The organism is Methanolobus chelungpuianus, from assembly GCF_024500045.1.
GTDB lineage: Archaea > Halobacteriota > Methanosarcinia > Methanosarcinales > Methanosarcinaceae > Methanolobus > Methanolobus chelungpuianus.
Genome location: NZ_JTEO01000004.1, coordinates 568,339 through 585,392, shown reverse-complemented (window position 1 = coordinate 585,392; position 17,054 = coordinate 568,339). Strand labels below are relative to the sequence as shown.

The window sequence follows — 17,054 nt, the reverse complement described above, 5'->3', positions numbered from 1 at the left end:
ATTTATTCCTCTTCTTTCATATAAACAAAGAAACTTTGAACCAGTTGTTTTTTTGATTTTTCTCCCCAATAGAACAGGCTTTTACCAAATACATCCCAATCGATGCTGCTTAACTTAGCTTGTTGAACAGCACGACGTAATTGGATCAAATCATTTGGTGAACTCGAACGTACAATCTGAAAAATCCGCTTTTCACTTATTTTTGCATCACTGAGTTGCCTGCCTAAAGGCTTGGTATTTTCACTATGCTTTTCAGCAAATGGCAAAAGGAAAGCTACGCGTGCCAGCTGTCTTATTTCTCCTGGATTGTGATATCTTATAAGATGGTAAAATGCTGGCAAACATTCCAAGTCTTCAGGATTTGAAGCACGCCTTATTTCGGTACGTTGCCCATTATCCATCGTTTCCCAGAAACGTTGATGAAGTTCAGTAAACTTTTCCATATGTGTAACCCCATATTTTCTTCATATTCTTCAATTAGTTATTTTCTCCGATTTTCATAAGGTTCCTAGTTAGTGTTCTACGACCAGCAACAACCGCTTTTAGCAATTTAGGGTCATGTTCGTAGGGCAAAAAAATAGTATCATATGTGACCATAGCCAATTGAGTAAAATGGTTTTTGTAGTTTGATACTTCATTAACATCTAACTTTCTCATTATACTATGGAAAACTGACTCTGAACCTGCAAAATAATGCTTTTTCGTTTGCTCTTTCAATTTTTTCATTAGATTAGAGTCTTGTTCTCTATTTCGCACAGTCCGGATTTCGTTTAATTCTTTCCCAAATGAGTAAACTGCATAATCAAGTGCCTTTTGAGCATCTAAACCATAGGAAATTAACATATTCATTTCTGCTATCTGAGCTTCCCAACCAGAAGAGATTCCATATAACTCATGTTTTCTGGCGGCTAGACTTTCTTGAGAACCACCTTTGACATATCCACCCACAACTAAATTTATTGTTTTTCCACGACCAATCACTTGTTCATAGTGCGATACAACCAAAGCCCTGCTTGCTCCTTCTTGCCCGGCATTTTTGGTATAAAAGTAGCTTAGCATTTCAGTCCAGACTGGATAGTCTCTTCTTAAAGACAAAAATGGTTTTTTGCTGGATTTGTTTTCTTTAAAAGCAATTTCATCAATTGGTGTATGTGGATGTTTCCAAAATCCTTCAAAATAACTCATTCCAGGATTCGTTAAAAATCCAGATAATTGCTGCTTCTCATCAACGAATAACTTTATTTTAGCAGGTTGCCAAAAGAGCCCTCTTAATAAACCAATACTTTGGGCACTCTCTGGCTTATTTTTGTCAAAGGAAGGAAGAACTACCCACGTTGGATTATTATTCTTGTTTCCATCAAAAAGCGAAGTATTTTGCTGCAAAAACTCTTTGTTAAGTACATTGGCCCAAATGGATTTTCTCAAGTTACTATCTTGTATCAATGTGGTTGATGGCATAGAGCCTTTTAAACCGACTGCAAATTTCGAACCACCTAAACTAAAACCATTTGTAGCCTGCTGAAAAATTGCAATCGCAACTTCCCCATACCATGTATTATTGATTTCATCCACAGTATTAAAAAATGCTTTTGAGGAAGGGGAATCACTGGTAATTTCAGGTAAACCTACGAATAATTTCTGGAACGATGTCCAGTTTTTGGGAGTATTGCCTTTTGAATTCTCATCTTTAGCCTTTACATCTGCACACTGCATAAATGGATACTCAGGATGCAATAAATCGAACCATTCCATAAATGGCAATATTCCCTTCTCATAATCCGCCTCTTTCATCGGTTTGCTATAAGAAGCAAACAAATCATCTTCATCATCTGGCATGAAGACAACTTGCACAATGCAAACTATCAGTTGCAAAGCAGCCATTTCCATATCATCGCGGGATAGACAGAGCTGCCATTCTTCATCGTTACAAAGCAAACGTTTCAGGCTGATAGTCTCAAAATGCCCTTGCTTTTGAACTGGAATCCATTCCTCGGTAAGTAAATTAAAACCCGTCATTTTTTAACCTTCTGCAAACCTCTGTCCTGAGTATAAAGTAAGTAACCACCATCATAGTCAAAACGCCATCCTTCATTTGTTTTCACCATAGATAAGTAATGTAATCTATCCTGGCTTTTAGGTAGTACGGACCTCCAAAAATTGCTGTCCGGAACTCCCAGACTGTTTTGGCTCAACAGCTCACGATCAAACTTATCATTGGGTTTGGGAACAGGGATACCATCCAAAAAGTGTTTAACTCCACCGTCTTCAGTCACCGGGATCACACTTAGATTCATTTTCCCTTCTCTGGTGAGCGCATTTGCATTGCCTTCAGAGTCCATAAAGTAAGTATCGGCCTGAGTTAATCCTTTTGAGATCCATTTACTCGCCCACTCCTCGGTTTCGTATTCTTCATGTAGTTTAGTCAGTGATTCCGGCTCGTTTTCCCATCTGTCCTTAGCATAAACACGTTCGATCAAATCACGATATGCCTCTGGAAACTTTATTGCATTGTTTTGCTCCAACAAGTATTGAGTGCGCCAAAGAACTCTGGTATTTTTATAAATGAGATTGTGAAATCCGTATATTTTCTTTGGATCTTCCGTTAAATCTGCATCGTTGATATTTGGAATTACGATCGTGCATCGTGGCTTTTTATATGACTCCGGCCGTTGCTTTAAATGCCTGTGCAACCTTCCCATACGCTGAAATAGGAGGTCAACCGGACATACAAAAGAAATCATCCAATCAAAATCGATATCCAATGATTGCTCTATTACCTGAGTTCCAACCAATATCCTACCTCGATCTGAACTTTTTTTGCTGTAATTATCCAATACTGCTTTTTCTTTATTCATTCTGTCACAGTATCGATATCTTGAATGGAAAATATCAACTGGAACAGAAGTCATTTCACTGAGGCGATGCGCATACTTTTGTGCATCATCAACTAAATTGCAAACAATGCCGACTTTAGCTCCCTCTTGTGCTGCTTTAACTATCCGCTTAAGTTGTTCAACGGATATTGAGCAATCATTTGTCTTCCACAATTCGATTTCAACAGTTTTTTCCTGAACACAATCCCAAGTCTCTAATGCAAACGTATGAACATCGTCATCTGTTGCCTGTAGTATCAATGGATATCCCTTTTCATTTATCACTGCATCAGTACCCCAAGCACTACACAATGATTGCTTTTGGTATGCCGGAAGGGTCGCAGATAATAGAATAACGCTACCTCCAGCTTGTTTCTGCTGTTTGATAACTGCTTCCAAAATACCATACATGTAAGCATCATAGGCATGGATTTCATCAATGATCAAGACACCTTTTCCAATCCCAAAACTCCGAACAAAATAATGCCTTAACGGTCTTATTGCCGAAAGCATGACCTGATCCACAGTTGTTACAGCAATTTGTCCTAAAAAAGCACGTTTCCTACTGGAAGACAACCATTCACTACACTGTGCCCCGGCTTCAAAATCACCTTGAAGACTGATAGATTGCTTGTGCTTTTCAATCATTCTTTTGAAGTGTTTATTTGAGTCCCGCTTCCCGTGTGCAAGGATAATGTTATCATTGCTTTCGAATATTCTACCGGCAACAGCTTCCAGTCGCTCCAGCATTGCATTTGCGGTTGCTTGTGTTGGCAAAGCAAAAACTATATTGTCTGCTAAGCTCGCTGCCAATAATTTGGAAGCGTAAGCCAAAGAAGCTTCCGTTTTTCCACTACCGGTATTCGCTTCAATTATGATCAAAGACTGTTCTACTGACAACCTATCGATTAGTGTCTGTGTGTTCTGTGGAGTGTAATCTGGATAAAGGGCCTCCATTCCACCGATAGTAGCTATGTGAGATAACAAGCCAAAGTCATTTAAAGCTTTTAAAGCATTTCTTTCTCGGCTAAGAAAATATTTTTCCAACGATGATTCTTTCTGTTGAAAATCAAAATACTCTCTATTGGAACCCAGCCAATCACAAACGCTACAAAATCCTGCAAGCAACAATGGTGGATTCTTTGTAGGAATATCAACAAAAGTAATACCAGCAGGTTCTAGAAAAATACGGTTCAACTCTTGTATCCAGCTTTGACGAGCAAGACAATCTTTCGATGTTATGGATTCATCAACAAAAGGAGGAAGATTAGGTTCGGTGTTTGTAGGTATTGATCCGTGATGTCCTGCAACCGAAGCAAACCAATTTTGAAGCCACCTTTGTTTTTTGTAATCAACATCTATAAAATATAAGTCTTCACTTTCTAGCACGAACCACTTGTATCCTTCATCGCCGTGGAAATAATCTTTAGTTCTAATGCCTGCAGGCAAACTAGTTTTATAGTTTTCTGTTGCCAGATTCAAATTCTTTATCTGGAATCGGACATCAAATTTACCCAGATCATGTAAGGCAATAAAAAACATTACCCACGCATAAGTTTGTTCTTCGGACAAGCCTGTTTCCTGGGAGAAACTGCGACGTATGGCCGGGCTATGCGCCCACCATTGATCGGCCACTGCTACAACATCCATAGAGTGGTAAGGCAATGGGTGCCAGGATAATTCGTCAGCCTTGCCCCAGTAGTTGTACATTTCTTCCAATGTATTCTCCCTTCCTGCGAATTAAAGATGAAAAAACTTAACTGTAAATAACCAAATTATCTGATATATCAAATATTTAACAACAGCAATATTGTATACCCCTGATATATACTTTGCTATACAGCAATTAAACAATAACACCCCCTAAATTACATACTCCTACATATCCCAAACACAAATATATAGCATCATCAACATATCACTTCCTGATGCCCAATCTTACACTCATCACCACTCTATACACCCTCGACCCCGTGCTTGTCTGCATAACGCGCCTCTCTCCTTCAAAAGTGATAATCATCACAGAAGACGGAGCCGTGGACAAGAAGGTTCAGGCTGAGAATATACTGGAGGCCACCTTCGGGAAAGTAATCGAAATAAAGAAGCTTATCACCTCGCTGTACGATCCGGTGAGGATTGCACAGGACGTGGCGGATGCAATCGAGAAGGAGCACGACCGGGGCAACCAAGTTATACTGAATGTCTCCGGCGGCAGGAAACCACAGGCGTTCGGGACGCTGTTCGGGGCCTATGCGCGCAGTGATATGGTCAAAAGGATCGTCTACGTGACGGAGGAAGACAACTTCATGCTGGAGTTCCCTATCCTGAGCTTCAACATCTCGCCCACCAAGAAGGCCATCCTCGAGCACATAAGGCTCGGGGAGAAGGCGGTCACCGCCATTGCCGCAAAGGTGGGCATCTCCAGGGGGATGGCCTACAACCACATAAGGGAGCTTAAGGACATGGGGTATATCTCCGACGAGGACGGCTTCAGCATAACAGACTCGGGCAGACTTGCGGTGATATAATATTGTTTTTCTCACCCCACTATCTGCACATAGAAATTAATCAAATCCATCATCCCATGCTTCTTGGCAGCATTTTAGTCGCTCTTGATAATCCTTCTCTTGCTGCTCGCGTAAGGAAAATTGTTCCCTGACAGACTCGATAAGATCTTCATCCGTATCTGCTGTTACCATTCGTTCAAGGCACTTTCTGAGTTCATCTGCAGAAGGGACGATGCTGATGCTTGAAATACTAGGACATTCATTTCTTGCTTTCTTTGCTTCTACAAGGTAATCCTCATATCTATCGAATTGGGTAGAAAAGAATATTGCTCTTCCCTTTTGCCTTTGTCTTTCAAGTAGAGATAATCTTTTTTCAATTGCCTCGAATGTCATAACTTTAGCGCCTCCAGATCAGCTGGGCGCCTATTCATGTCATTTAGCTCGGTATCCTTCAGGATAGCATTGTGAGCCTGTATGGCATTAACAAGAACACTGAGGTATTGAACTGTATCTCCCTCCGTGGGCCTAAAGCGCTTAGATTTAATTCAAGAGCATCTCCTTGATCATCTTGCTGGAGATATCAAGCAGACGTAAGAGAGCAAGAATTTCTGAAGAGGTTTCATTGACTCTGCTTCTGGTATTCACATATGACATATTTAGGCCTCTGGCACTTATCTTTTACAAAGAGCTTTTTCAACAGTATCATACGTGGAAGGAGCTGTAGGGGTAATCTTTGCATATTTACTAACAACAAATAGTACTATTCGAGGATTATTATCATCTTATTTCTGACAAAATTCGCAGATACTGCTACATAATTTTTACTGATTATCTGCTTTATGAGAAGTATGTTCCCATTCTGCACAGAAATAATACACCTGTTCTTGATTTGGATTGGCATTTTCCAGTACGTAGTCCTCATTTTTAATTGATTTCATGATTGAGGATTCTATATTCGGAAATGTCTATTAATCATTCATTCCCATTCCTATCTTATCATCAGGTACAGGTATATACTCATAAAGATTTAACTGATTTTTAGAGTGACTGCTATCAGTATAAATCTCCAGCCGGTTTTTCAAAAAGAGTACTTTTTAGCAAAAAGCGGGTTTCAATGATCTATTGATTTCTTGTTAAGGCAAATTGGATGAGATAAATTACCAGTTATGATTTTTATTGGCAAAAAGCTACGAGTAAATTCACTAGAAAAACTAAGTCTGTTTACTTCAATGGATTATTAAAGCAATGTCATAGAAATCGGAAATCAAACTACTATCTCATGGACAAAGGATACGATTCCGAAGCCATTCATTCACTAACAAGAGAACAGTTACGATTAATATCTATAATTCCTTACGAAACAGGAAGAAAAAAAGATTAAAGGTGAGTTCTGCAGGAAAATGGCAAAGAGTTTGATGAGGGTTTCTACAGAGCCCTTAGTGTGAACTCTTACTTTGCAAATCCCGGATATCATGATGATGACACTCATTATATTATGCAGTGTAGATATATTTATATAGAATTAGATGTGATTAGGGCTTGCAGGTACAAACACCTGCAGCGCAGGAAACTGCAATGACCAGTTTACATATAGGTACGATATGTAACTCAGCCGGAATCCCGGCAAGAAAAACGGAAAAACGAGTGCAACTGCAAAACGGAATAAGGGCAAAATCCATCCCCTCAGCTTCCCAAAACGTAAATCTTTGCCCTTATCCTAATGCAGCAGCGTGCAAAAAGTGGAGTATGAGCGATTCAACGGGGAATTGCGGCCAGTGGGGCCACGGGTGGGTGGCTTGCGGGACTGGCGGGTGCAATCAGGGGTACATCCCGGTAATGCCGGGATGTACGGGGTTATTGTCAGCATTACGATGGTTAGTTCCCTCCGTTCAAGGAAGTTCCGGTGGTAACATGAGTTACCATCCGGCACCCTTGCTTTCTCAGCCGGCAAGTCAGAGATCTCTTTTCTTTCCGGTCTGCTTCTGACAGAGTTTTGTCTAACAAAACCATAAGGCATATAATCTGGGAACAGTTAATCCCGATTATGAAATACCGGGACAAAGAATTCGAAGAGGAAACCTTTAAAGACATCGATCTTACAGATGCCTCCTTCAGCAACTCAAAGTTCATTGACTGCACCTTTGATAACTGCAACTTATCCAACGTAAATCTGAACAATGCGAGGCTCCAGGATGTCATATTCAAAAAGTGCAAAGTAATGGGCCTGGACTTTTCAAAATGCAACGACTTCCTTCTTGCCATCGGATTTGAGGATTCCCTCATATCTTACTCCGTATTTTCAGACATGGATCTGGAAAACACAAGCTTTGCCGGCTGCCAGGTATATGACTGCGATTTCGTCAACACTAACCTGAAAAACGCAACCTTCGAAGGCGCCGATCTTAAGAACAGCCTCTTCAGGAACACTAACCTAAGCTTCACGTCCTTCAGGAATGCAAAGAACTATGACATTGATCCGAATAATAACTTCCTGAAGAAGACGAAGTTTTCTGTTCCTGAGGTGATCTCACTATTGAAGGGGTATGATATTGAGATTGAGTGAGTATAGGATATTCTCTATCATAAGTCTCCTTCCCCTAACTCCACCTCGCACCCACTTCTCCGGCATCAACAGCACCGCCCGCGCCGCCGCCGTCCTTGAGCTCGAACTCCTCGGGCGCAGTGTTTCTGCGGGAATGTCCGATATCCGATCAGGTAGCACTTACTCTGGCGGAGAATGATTTTCTATGTCGCCCTGTTCATGACAGTTCACACAAGAAAGCATATATTCCCAAAGAAATAATCTTAACATGTCCTTACTTTGTTTGAACTTGGCAAAGTCAGGCAAAACTAAGGGCCTTTGATCTTTTATCCTTGTGGGTAGGTGGTGATATTCTGAGCAAGCAGACTGAAGAGTATCCTGAAGAGACTCTGGATCCGAAAGACTGGAAATCCATGCGCATCCTCGGCCACAGTATCCTTGATGACGCATTGGACTATTTAGAAACGTTAAGGGATCGTCCGATATGGGAGCATGCGCCAACGCATGTGAAAGCCCATTTTGAAGGTCCGCCTCCCGAAGATCCTGAACCTGCCGATGATGTATATCAGGAGTATCTACGGTACATACGCCCTCACCAGCTGGGTAACAGCCATCCTAGGTTCTGGGGCTGGATTGCCGGGTCAGGCACCGTGATGGGCATGTTTGCAGATCTGCTCGCCTCCTCAACGGATGCCGTCAGCGGATCCTTTTCCTACCTCAGCAATAACTACGTCGAACTGCAGGTCATCGAATGGTGCAAAACACTTCTTGGTTATCCCTCCACTGCAAGCGGCCTTATAACCAGCGGCTGTTCAGCTTCAAACTTAATTGGCTTAGCTGTTGCGAGAAACAAGATGGCAGAGTTCGATGTACGCAGCAGGGGAATGCAAAATGCGCCGCAGCAGATGACCATCTACTGTTCGGAAGAAGCCCACTCCTCTGTCCAGAAGGCCGTTGAACTGCTTGGCTTCGGAAAAGACGCAATGCGCCTGATCCCTGTAGATGATTCACTGAGGATTGACCTGGCAGCCCTGAAAGAGGCTATCACGGATGACCGTGAGAATGGCTGTCTGCCGCTGTGCGTCATCGGATGCGCAGGGACGACAAATACAGCCGCCATAGACGATCTCAACGCTCTTGCAGACATATGCGCGGAGGAAAAATGCTGGTTCCATGTTGACGGTGCCTTTGGCGCCTGGGCGGCTATCACTCCCGACTACAAGTATCTCGTAGCAGGAATGGAAAGGGCGGACTCTCTGGCGTTCGATCTGCATAAGTGGATGTACCTGCAGTATCCGATAGGCTGCATCCTGATCAGGAACGCCGGCGAGCACCGCAGTGCGTTCTCCCTGACACCTACCTACCTTGCCCACGGCAAAGGAGAGCGCGGCTTAACAGGCGTCGATGTGAATTGGCTCTCAGACTACGGGTTTGAGCTCTCCCGCGGCTTCCATGCACTCAAGGCTTGGATGACAATCAAGGAGCACGGCACTGCCAGGTACGGGCGGATCATACAGCAGAATATTGACCAGGCACACTACCTTGCCCGTCTGGTTGAGGCTGCTCCGGAACTTGAGTTGGCGGTGCCCGTGTCACTGAACATTGTCAACTTCCGTTACATGCGGCCTGGTCTGGATGAAACGGGCCTGGACAACCTGAACAAGCAGATAGAGATCGAGCTGCAGGAGCAGGGTATAGCTGTCACCTCAACTGTCAGCATAAGGAACAGGAATTACCTGCATGTAGGAATCACAAACCACCGCAGCCTGTATAGTGACTTTGATACTCTCGTGAGGGAAGTGATCCGGATTGGAAATGAACTCGCCTGATCATTTCCTGAGACATATGCTATTGAAGGATTATTGAAGAACAGTTGGCAGAAGGTAACAGGACAGGCAATATGTCTGAAAAAGACCTCCGACCCGAACGTGAGCAACTTGCAACACGACTTGGCTTTCTGCTGGTGTCAGCAGGATGCGCCATAGGACTTGGTAATGTATGGCGTTTTCCCTTCATTACAGGAATGTATGGCGGCGGAGCTTTTGTTATAGTTTACCTCGTATTCCTATTACTTCTTGGCATCCCGGTCCTTGTAATGGAATATTCCATTGGCAGGGCCGGAAGGCTGAATATTGCAGATGCCATGAGGAAACTTGAGAAGCCCGGAAGCAAATGGCACATATTCGGATATCTGGCCATACTTGGTGGCGTAGTAGGACTGATGTTCTATACCACGGTTGCCGGATGGAGTATCGCCTATATGTACTACACACTTACCGGGAAGTTCGCGGGACTCGGACCTGAGGAGATTGGCGCATCCTTCGGTGCTTTTCTGGGAAACAGTGCGGAGACCGTATTCTGGATGGCAATTGTCGTCGCACTGGGATTCGGGGTATGCTCCAGGGGACTCCATAAAGGTGTTGAGAGGATAAGCAAGTCATTGATGGCTGGTCTTTTCTTTATACTGATCGTGCTTGTTGTGCGCTCAGTTACACTGCCCGGGTCGATGGAAGGGATCAGTTTCTACCTATATCCGGACTTTTCCCAGCTAAGCTGGGAAACTGTCAACGCTGCCATGGGGCAGGCATTCTTCACCCTCAGCATAGGCATTGGCGGCATGGCTGTTTTCGGAAGCTATATAGGAAGGGAGAAACGCCTTGCAGGGGAATCGATCAATGTGGTTGCGCTCGACACATCAGTAGCACTTCTTGCAGGTCTTGTGATAATACCTGCTGCCTTTGCCTTTAGTATTGATGCCGGGTCAGGCCCGGGTCTTATTTTTGTGACATTGCCGAACATATTCAATCAAATAGTAGGAGGCCAGCTATGGGGTGCACTGTTCTTCCTGTTCCTCTCACTTGCCGCAATGACCACTGTGATAGCTATCTTTGAGAATTTAATGGCATTCACCATTGATGAATGGGGATGGACCCGAAAAAAGGCTGCACTCCTCAACGGCGTAGGAGTGTTCCTGCTGTCCCTGCCATGTGCCCTGAGTTTCGGGACATTGAGCCGGATAGAGCCTTTGGGACCCGGGACAGGTATCCTTGACCTGGAGGATTTCATCTTCACCAATAACCTGCTGCCAATAGGTGCTATATCCTTCGTACTGTTCTGCGCTTATAACTTTGGCTGGGGATGGGATAAGTTCACAGAGGAGGCAAATGCCGGGGAAGGAATACGTTTTCCACGGTGGATACGTCCCTATATCGTCTATGTTCTGCCATTGATAATACTTTTGTTAATGGTGGGAGGCTGGATGGCAGCTCTCTGAATCACCGGGATAAAGAGTCATCAGGAGTATACTCCCGCCATCTACTCACCCACAGATGACCGGCCTGAAAATACCCTTCTAAAAGGCGTGCCTTATGATCTAGCCCGTGGAACCTGCAAAAGGGGATATCTTTTCAATCTGATTCTTTGTCTGATAAACCATTATCAAATTAACCCAGCTACTCTTGCAAAAAGGAATAATGCAACGAAGGAAACTGCAACTATCAGGACATCCCTGAACATTCTTTTTTGGACTGAGCATTCATCTTTCCTTTTAACCATGTTTTTCACCTTTTTAGATAGAATTGGATCCTATATCTTTTATGCTTTTCTTCCAAGACTGGAAAGTTTAATAGTCAGTCCACCTATCTTATGATTATAAGTTTGAGGATGTTTTCATGACCAGAATTGCCTATCTCTATGTGTTCGACACCATGGCCGACTGGGAGCCGGGGTTCCTTACAGCTGAACTGAACTCAGGCCGTTATTTCAGGAAGGATGCTGAAAGGTACATCTTAAGGACAGTGGGACTCACCAAAGAGCCTGTTGTCACCATGGGTGGAGTGCGTATATTACCGGACGTAAGCCTTGAAGAGTGCGCTGCCGTCGATGCGGGTGTGCTCATACTCCCGGGAGGCGACACCTGGCTTGATGACATTCACATGCCCATGATGGAAAAGGCAAAGGAGTTCATGAACACAGGTGTTCTTGTGGCGGCCATCTGCGGCGCAACAGCGGGACTTGCAAAAGCAGGGATGCTCGACAGCAGGCCTCACACCAGCAACGATCTGGGCTATCTTAAGGCGGTCATCCCCACCTACAAAGGGGAGGCATTCTACATCCATAAAACTGCGGTCACACACGGCAGGCTTATAACCGCAACAGGTATCGCTCCCGTTGACTTTGCCCGCGAAGTGCTGAGGGAACTTGGTGTGTTTTCTTCCGGGACTCTCGATGCATGGTACTGGTTGTATATCACGCATGAAGCACAGTACTACTATGCACTCATGGAGTCGCTGGAAATTTAATCCTTATGCGGTGCTGTCTCAGATGCTTGGGCTCGCTTATTTATGAAGATGACAATCATATCGATGTATGGATCCGGGATTATCGGGCGGCAATATCAAAAGAAGGCAATTGCGTGTCAGTGGGACTGATACTGCTCACACTGGCGGTTCTGAGAATCTATATCTCACAGGAATGATAAGGGACATGTTCATCTATTCATCAGAAGGGTTATCAATTGGGGATCCGGGAATATGTTCTTTTGGTATTCATCGTCGCATCTGAATCTGTCATCAAGGATGATCTCCATTTCATAGCACTCTTTTCCGGGACCGCATATATCCATTACTTCTCTCCTTACTGCAAATCCCACTTTCCTGTACAGGTTTATTGCGGCAGTGTTGTCCGTTGCAACATATAACCTAGCACTGGTGATGGAGTTCAGCCGCATCTCGAGCAGACTTTTCTGAAGAAGCTTGGCACCTATGCCCTGTCCCCTGCACCTGCTGTCAACAGTGAACGAATAGAGTGTGGCTGTTTTCTGAAATCCTTCAATGGACAAGGATGGCTTGATATAGTACAGGCAATATCCTTTTACTTCATTATTTTCAGTATATACATAGGTAGTTTTTTTGAAAAAACGGGTGTATTTCGTGAATCTTTTTTCATTGATCTCCGTGAAATTCTCATTGTAAAGTCTCAGAACTTCGTTTAGCATTTCCCCACTAACGTTGGTGACATTTTTGTCTGTTATCCTGACCCAGTGCCGGGTGATAAGACTGCCAACCATTAGCTTGGAAGCTGTTAATGATTGCCTCATATACATATGGACCTTCCATATGAGATTTTTCATAACTGCCGATATTGTCATACCCACATTAAGAATATAGTTTAGAAACCCCAACCTAAAGACGTGTTAACGCCGTTAAAGATGTTATGTGCCTTTTAATTTAAAGCCTTTACGGTATGGACAATTTCTAAAAAAGCACTGTTGAAACCGAAAAGGAAACTAAGACGCTTGCGGGGAGCGCTTGATCCTCTCCTGAGGGCCTCACCGGCTTCTCAAAGATGCTCGCTACCTGGTGAGCCACCATAGGAAAGCCGGTTCTTTGGGGATTTTGGGACTTTGAGGGGTTTGTACTACCGGAAAATACTCTTTTTAAAGTAAAGGCACAATGTAGCAGGATATAATCACTACCCTTTTATAACATGCATTACACTGAAAGCGTATCTGAGATATAGGTAATTCCTTGTCACGCACGTTTCTGCATGAAAGTTCTGTGCAGTTAGAAATTTAACCCGTCCACTGTGGTTCATCAAACACTACCAGATAGATATGCTCCCGGAAATACCTGTAAACGACCCCATACTCATATTCGCGCTGTCGATGCTGGTTTTCCTGGTTGCTCCTCTTCTTCTCAAGCTTTGCAGGCTGCCCGGGATCATAGGAATTATCATAGTCGGTGCACTCATCGGTCCCAATGCACTGCATATACTTGACCGCAATGATACTATCATACTCCTCGGGGAAATAGGTCTCGTTTACCTGATGTTCATAGCCGGGCTTGAGATCAATATCAACAACTTCATCGAGAAGATCGACAGAAGCCTGGTCTTCGGTGCCATATCGTTCATAATACCCCAGATAGCAGGCACTGCTGCCGGATATTACATCCTGGGCCTTTCCCTGCCTGCCTCCCTGCTCTTTGCTTCCATCTTTGCGTCCCACACCCTGCTTGCCTATCCTGTCATCAGGAGGCTTGGCATAGTCAACAATGAAGCAGTTACCGCTGCTGTAGGCGGTACGATACTTACTGACACCCTGGCCCTCATGGTTCTTGCTGTGGTGCTGTCTTCCACGGAAGGCAGCCTGGACATGTTCTTCTGGATGAGGCTGGGTGTCGGGCTTCTTTTATTCTTTGCGGGGACCTGGATCATAGTGCCACGCATTTCCAGGTGGTTCTTCAGCAAGCTTACCGAGGAAAGTTACTTTGAGTTCATTTTCGTTATGGCTGTTACCTTTGTAACAGCATACTTTGCCGAAATTGCAGGTGTGGAGCCAATCATAGGTGCATTCCTTGCAGGACTTCTTCTTAACCGCCTGATACCAAACAGCAGCCCGCTGATGAACAGGATAGAGTTTGTTGGGAATGCACTTTTCATACCTTTCTTCCTGCTGTCGGTAGGCATGCTGGTCAATATCCGAGCATTCACAGAAGGAGGCCAGCAGCTCACTCTGGCACTGTGGCTTGTGATCCTGGTGCTTGTCACAAAACTGGCAGCAGCATGGATGACAGGCTGGGCCTATGGGTATGGAAAAGACCAGGTGATGAGCATGTTCGGCCTGTCGGTGGGTCAGGCGGCCGCAGCCCTTGCAATTGTACTCATAGGTTATGAGGCCGGCTTCTTTGAGCAGAGCATGATCAATGCCGTCGTAATGATGATACTTGTCATAGGCATCATAAGTCCGCATATCGTTGAACGATACGGGAAAAGAGTGTCCCTTGCAGAACAGGCAAGTATCAGCCCGGTCGAAAGATCTCCCCGCGTACTGGTATCATTTTCGATCCATTCTGCGTATAAGCAATTCCTGCTTGACCTGGCCCTGATGATAAGGGACAGGAGATCCGATGAGCCCCTGCATGTACTCTCCGTTGTCAAGCATGATGGCGGTAATTCTGAGAAAAAGGTCGCAGAGGCAGAAAAGATGCTTAATGAGATGACAGCCTACGCCGCATGTGCCGAGGTGCCGGTAAACACACATGTGCGGCTCAACTATAACATCGCTTCCGGTATAATGAAGGCTGTCCTCGATAACAGGATATCCATTATTGTGATAGGCTGGGACGGTGTTCATTCTCCCAGAGAGAGTGTAATAGGTTCCATCATCGACCAGCTCCTCAGGGGGACAGAGAAGCTTGTACTGGTCTCGATGATAAGGAAGCCTTTGTGCAATACAAAAGAGATTACCCTTATAATACCTCCCGGTGTCGATCACAACAGGGGCCTGTACCCGTTTGTGGAGCTGGCGGGAAGCATATCCGAAGGCACGTCCGCACAGCTAAGAGCACTGGTGGTAGGGGATGATCCCGCTGTATATAAGGCAATATTCAGGAAAATAGTCCCTGACCTTTCTATAAGGTTTGAAAGCAAGGACAGCTGGAGCGATCTTATCAACATGCTGCATTCATGGGACTGGTCCCGGAATGACCTGATCATAAGTGCCAACGCCCGGAGGGATACTCCCGGATGGCATCCCGTGCTTCAGACCCTTCCAAAGCGCATCTCTGCTTTCTTTGAAGGCAATCTGCTCATAGCCTACCTGTCCACGGAAGAAAGAGTGGATGACCTGGAATACTTTGGCATCGAATAATGTGGCCCGGGATTTTTTGAAGGATTTCTTCATATTATAGAATGCTTAATGATATGAAACGCCCTATAATAGTATACTATGCAACGGACAGACAGGCTCAGTAAGATCCTTAAAGATACTCCCCTTAATGCATTCATCAGCTGGGCAATGATAACACTGCTCATGATGCTGGGTGTGGTGAACCTGGTGGACGGCAGGCTCACATGGTCCGTACTTATAGCAGCCCTTATCTTAATTATAATAGCTCCGGCGCTATTGATGCGCAAGCCTTCTGTCATGCCTTCATGGTACTTCATCATATTAGCGATAATGCCGATCGTAGGGAGCACGACAGCGTACCATTTCTTCCTTACGAGCATACCGATCTATTTCTCTGTGGCCACCATTGCACTGCTGCTGGCGGCAGAGATCAACTGGTTCACCTCAGTGCGCATGAACTCCGTGTTCGCCGTACTCCTCGTTGTGATAACCACGCTTGCAATGTCAGGCCTGTGGCACCTGCTGCACTGGCTCCTTGATATCAATTTTGGCACTGCTTTCCTCCTTGATGGCAGGTCGCAGGAAGCTGTCAATGCCATAGTGATGCATGAGTTCATATATGCTACCCTTGCGGGTATCGCGGCAGGTGTTGTCTTCGGATGGTATTTTAGTTCAGCAGAGCCATTCAAAAGTGTAGTCACATCCTCCCGTCCATCCGAAGGGACACACGAGTATCCCCTGCACGAAAGACCCATGCCTATCCGCAAACTTCTGGGTATTTCAACGGAGAAACAGATGCTTGCAACAAGGATAATGCAGGGAGGACTGTTGCTTTTACTTGTAGTGAGTATCCTGATAAGGGACCTGCATACCGCACTGAACGCGATAGCAGGCCTTGCGATCACATTCGTGCCTTCGCTTATCACGCGCAGGTACAACATCGCTCTTGATGCCGGGCTCACCATGTGGATCACCCTTGCAATTTTAATGGATGCGCTGGGGACATTTGCGTTCTATGACAATGTGGCACGCTGGGACAATCTTACCCACACCCTTTCTGCAAGCGTTATAGCAGCAGCGGGATATGTGCTTATCCGGGCTATCGATATCCATACTGACGAGATATACATCCCTCCCAGGGTGATGTTCTTTTTTATCCTTCTCTTCGTGCTTGCGACCGGTGTCCTGTGGGAGATACTGGAATTCCTGACAGACGAACTCACAGCAGAGTTCGGGTACAAGGCGATCCTTGCGCAGCATGGGATCAATGATACGATGAGAGACCTGTCCTTCGACCTGTTGGGAGCTGTCTTCGCAGCTACATGGGGAACCGCTTATCTTTCCGACATATCCTACCGGCTTGCCAACAGGTTCGGGGAGATGTCAGCCCGGAGGGAGGTCTCTGATATAAGTGAAGTCATTGAGGAGCAGAGGCAGCCTGAAGTGTTTATGAGTGGGCTTGAAGACAAAGAATAAGCATCCACGGCTTTGCTCCTTCTTCC

Annotated in this window: 13 protein-coding genes; 7 read left to right on the top strand and 6 right to left on the bottom strand. The window is 44.9% G+C overall.

The window, feature by feature from the left end; genetic code table 11:
- Window positions 1-2: 2 nt before the first annotated feature.
- The 3 genes from casB to cas3 are packed head-to-tail and all read right to left on the bottom strand — an operon-like array spanning window position 3 to window position 4,583.
- Window positions 3-443, bottom strand: a complete 441-nt coding sequence (gene casB, locus PV02_RS07515; protein WP_256622760.1) for a type I-E CRISPR-associated protein Cse2/CasB — start codon at window positions 441-443, stop codon at window positions 3-5.
- Window positions 444-477: 34 nt separating this feature from the next.
- Window positions 478-2,016, bottom strand: coding sequence for a type I-E CRISPR-associated protein Cse1/CasA (gene casA, locus PV02_RS07510; protein ID WP_256622759.1), 1,539 nt, complete (start codon window positions 2,014-2,016; stop codon window positions 478-480).
- Entirely contained in the window at window positions 2,013-4,583 is a 2,571-nt protein-coding gene (cas3, locus tag PV02_RS07505; protein WP_256623075.1) for a CRISPR-associated helicase/endonuclease Cas3, read from the bottom strand. Before cas3 ends, casA begins: the two co-directional genes overlap by 4 nt.
- A gap of 218 nt (window positions 4,584-4,801) precedes the next feature.
- Between cas3 and csa3 the strand changes: the two genes are divergently transcribed.
- On the top strand, window positions 4,802-5,401 hold the full coding sequence (csa3, locus tag PV02_RS07500) for a CRISPR-associated CARF protein Csa3 (protein ID WP_256622758.1): 600 nt from the start codon (window positions 4,802-4,804) through the stop codon (window positions 5,399-5,401).
- A gap of 36 nt (window positions 5,402-5,437) precedes the next feature.
- On the opposite strand, the gene PV02_RS07495 is transcribed toward csa3, so the two are convergent.
- Together PV02_RS07495 and PV02_RS13385 are read right to left on the bottom strand one after the other, a co-directional pair.
- A complete protein-coding gene (locus PV02_RS07495) occupies window positions 5,438-5,773 on the bottom strand; it encodes a hypothetical protein (RefSeq protein WP_256622757.1) in 336 nt (111 codons plus the stop codon).
- Window positions 5,770-5,925: a DUF8136 domain-containing protein gene (locus PV02_RS13385; protein ID WP_483869624.1), complete on the bottom strand. Its 156-nt coding sequence runs from the start codon at window positions 5,923-5,925 to the stop codon at window positions 5,770-5,772. The genes PV02_RS07495 and PV02_RS13385 overlap by 4 nt, the downstream gene beginning before the upstream one ends.
- A 1,499-nt stretch (window positions 5,926-7,424) precedes the next feature.
- Here PV02_RS13385 and PV02_RS07485 point away from each other — a divergent pair.
- The 4 genes from PV02_RS07485 to PV02_RS07470 all read left to right on the top strand — a co-directional run bounded on the left by PV02_RS07485 (window position 7,425) and on the right by PV02_RS07470 (window position 12,223).
- Window positions 7,425-7,943, top strand: a complete 519-nt coding sequence (locus PV02_RS07485; RefSeq protein WP_256622756.1) for a pentapeptide repeat-containing protein — start codon at window positions 7,425-7,427, stop codon at window positions 7,941-7,943.
- A gap of 311 nt (window positions 7,944-8,254) precedes the next feature.
- Window positions 8,255-9,751, top strand: coding sequence for a pyridoxal phosphate-dependent decarboxylase family protein (locus PV02_RS07480; protein ID WP_256622755.1), 1,497 nt, complete (start codon window positions 8,255-8,257; stop codon window positions 9,749-9,751).
- 71 nt (window positions 9,752-9,822) lie between these two features.
- Window positions 9,823-11,196, top strand: a complete 1,374-nt coding sequence (locus tag PV02_RS07475) for a sodium-dependent transporter (RefSeq protein WP_256622754.1) — start codon at window positions 9,823-9,825, stop codon at window positions 11,194-11,196.
- Between the two features lie 397 nt (window positions 11,197-11,593).
- The gene (locus PV02_RS07470) at window positions 11,594-12,223 is read left to right on the top strand and encodes a type 1 glutamine amidotransferase family protein (protein ID WP_256622753.1); all 630 of its coding nucleotides are present in this window, start codon (window positions 11,594-11,596) and stop codon (window positions 12,221-12,223) included.
- 188 nt (window positions 12,224-12,411) lie between these two features.
- On the opposite strand, the gene PV02_RS07465 is transcribed toward PV02_RS07470, so the two are convergent.
- Window positions 12,412-13,053 carry a GNAT family N-acetyltransferase gene (locus tag PV02_RS07465; protein ID WP_256622752.1) on the bottom strand — a complete coding sequence of 214 codons (642 nt, stop codon included), beginning with the start codon at window positions 13,051-13,053 and terminating at the stop codon, window positions 12,412-12,414.
- 483 nt (window positions 13,054-13,536) lie between these two features.
- Between PV02_RS07465 and PV02_RS07460 the strand changes: the two genes are divergently transcribed.
- Together PV02_RS07460 and PV02_RS07455 are read left to right on the top strand one after the other, a co-directional pair.
- Entirely contained in the window at window positions 13,537-15,573 is a 2,037-nt protein-coding gene (locus tag PV02_RS07460) for a cation:proton antiporter (protein WP_256622751.1), read from the top strand.
- Window positions 15,574-15,651: 78 nt separating this feature from the next.
- On the top strand, window positions 15,652-17,028 hold the full coding sequence (locus tag PV02_RS07455; RefSeq protein ID WP_256622750.1) for a DUF2238 domain-containing protein: 1,377 nt from the start codon (window positions 15,652-15,654) through the stop codon (window positions 17,026-17,028).
- The last annotated feature ends 26 nt before the right edge of the window (window positions 17,029-17,054 follow it).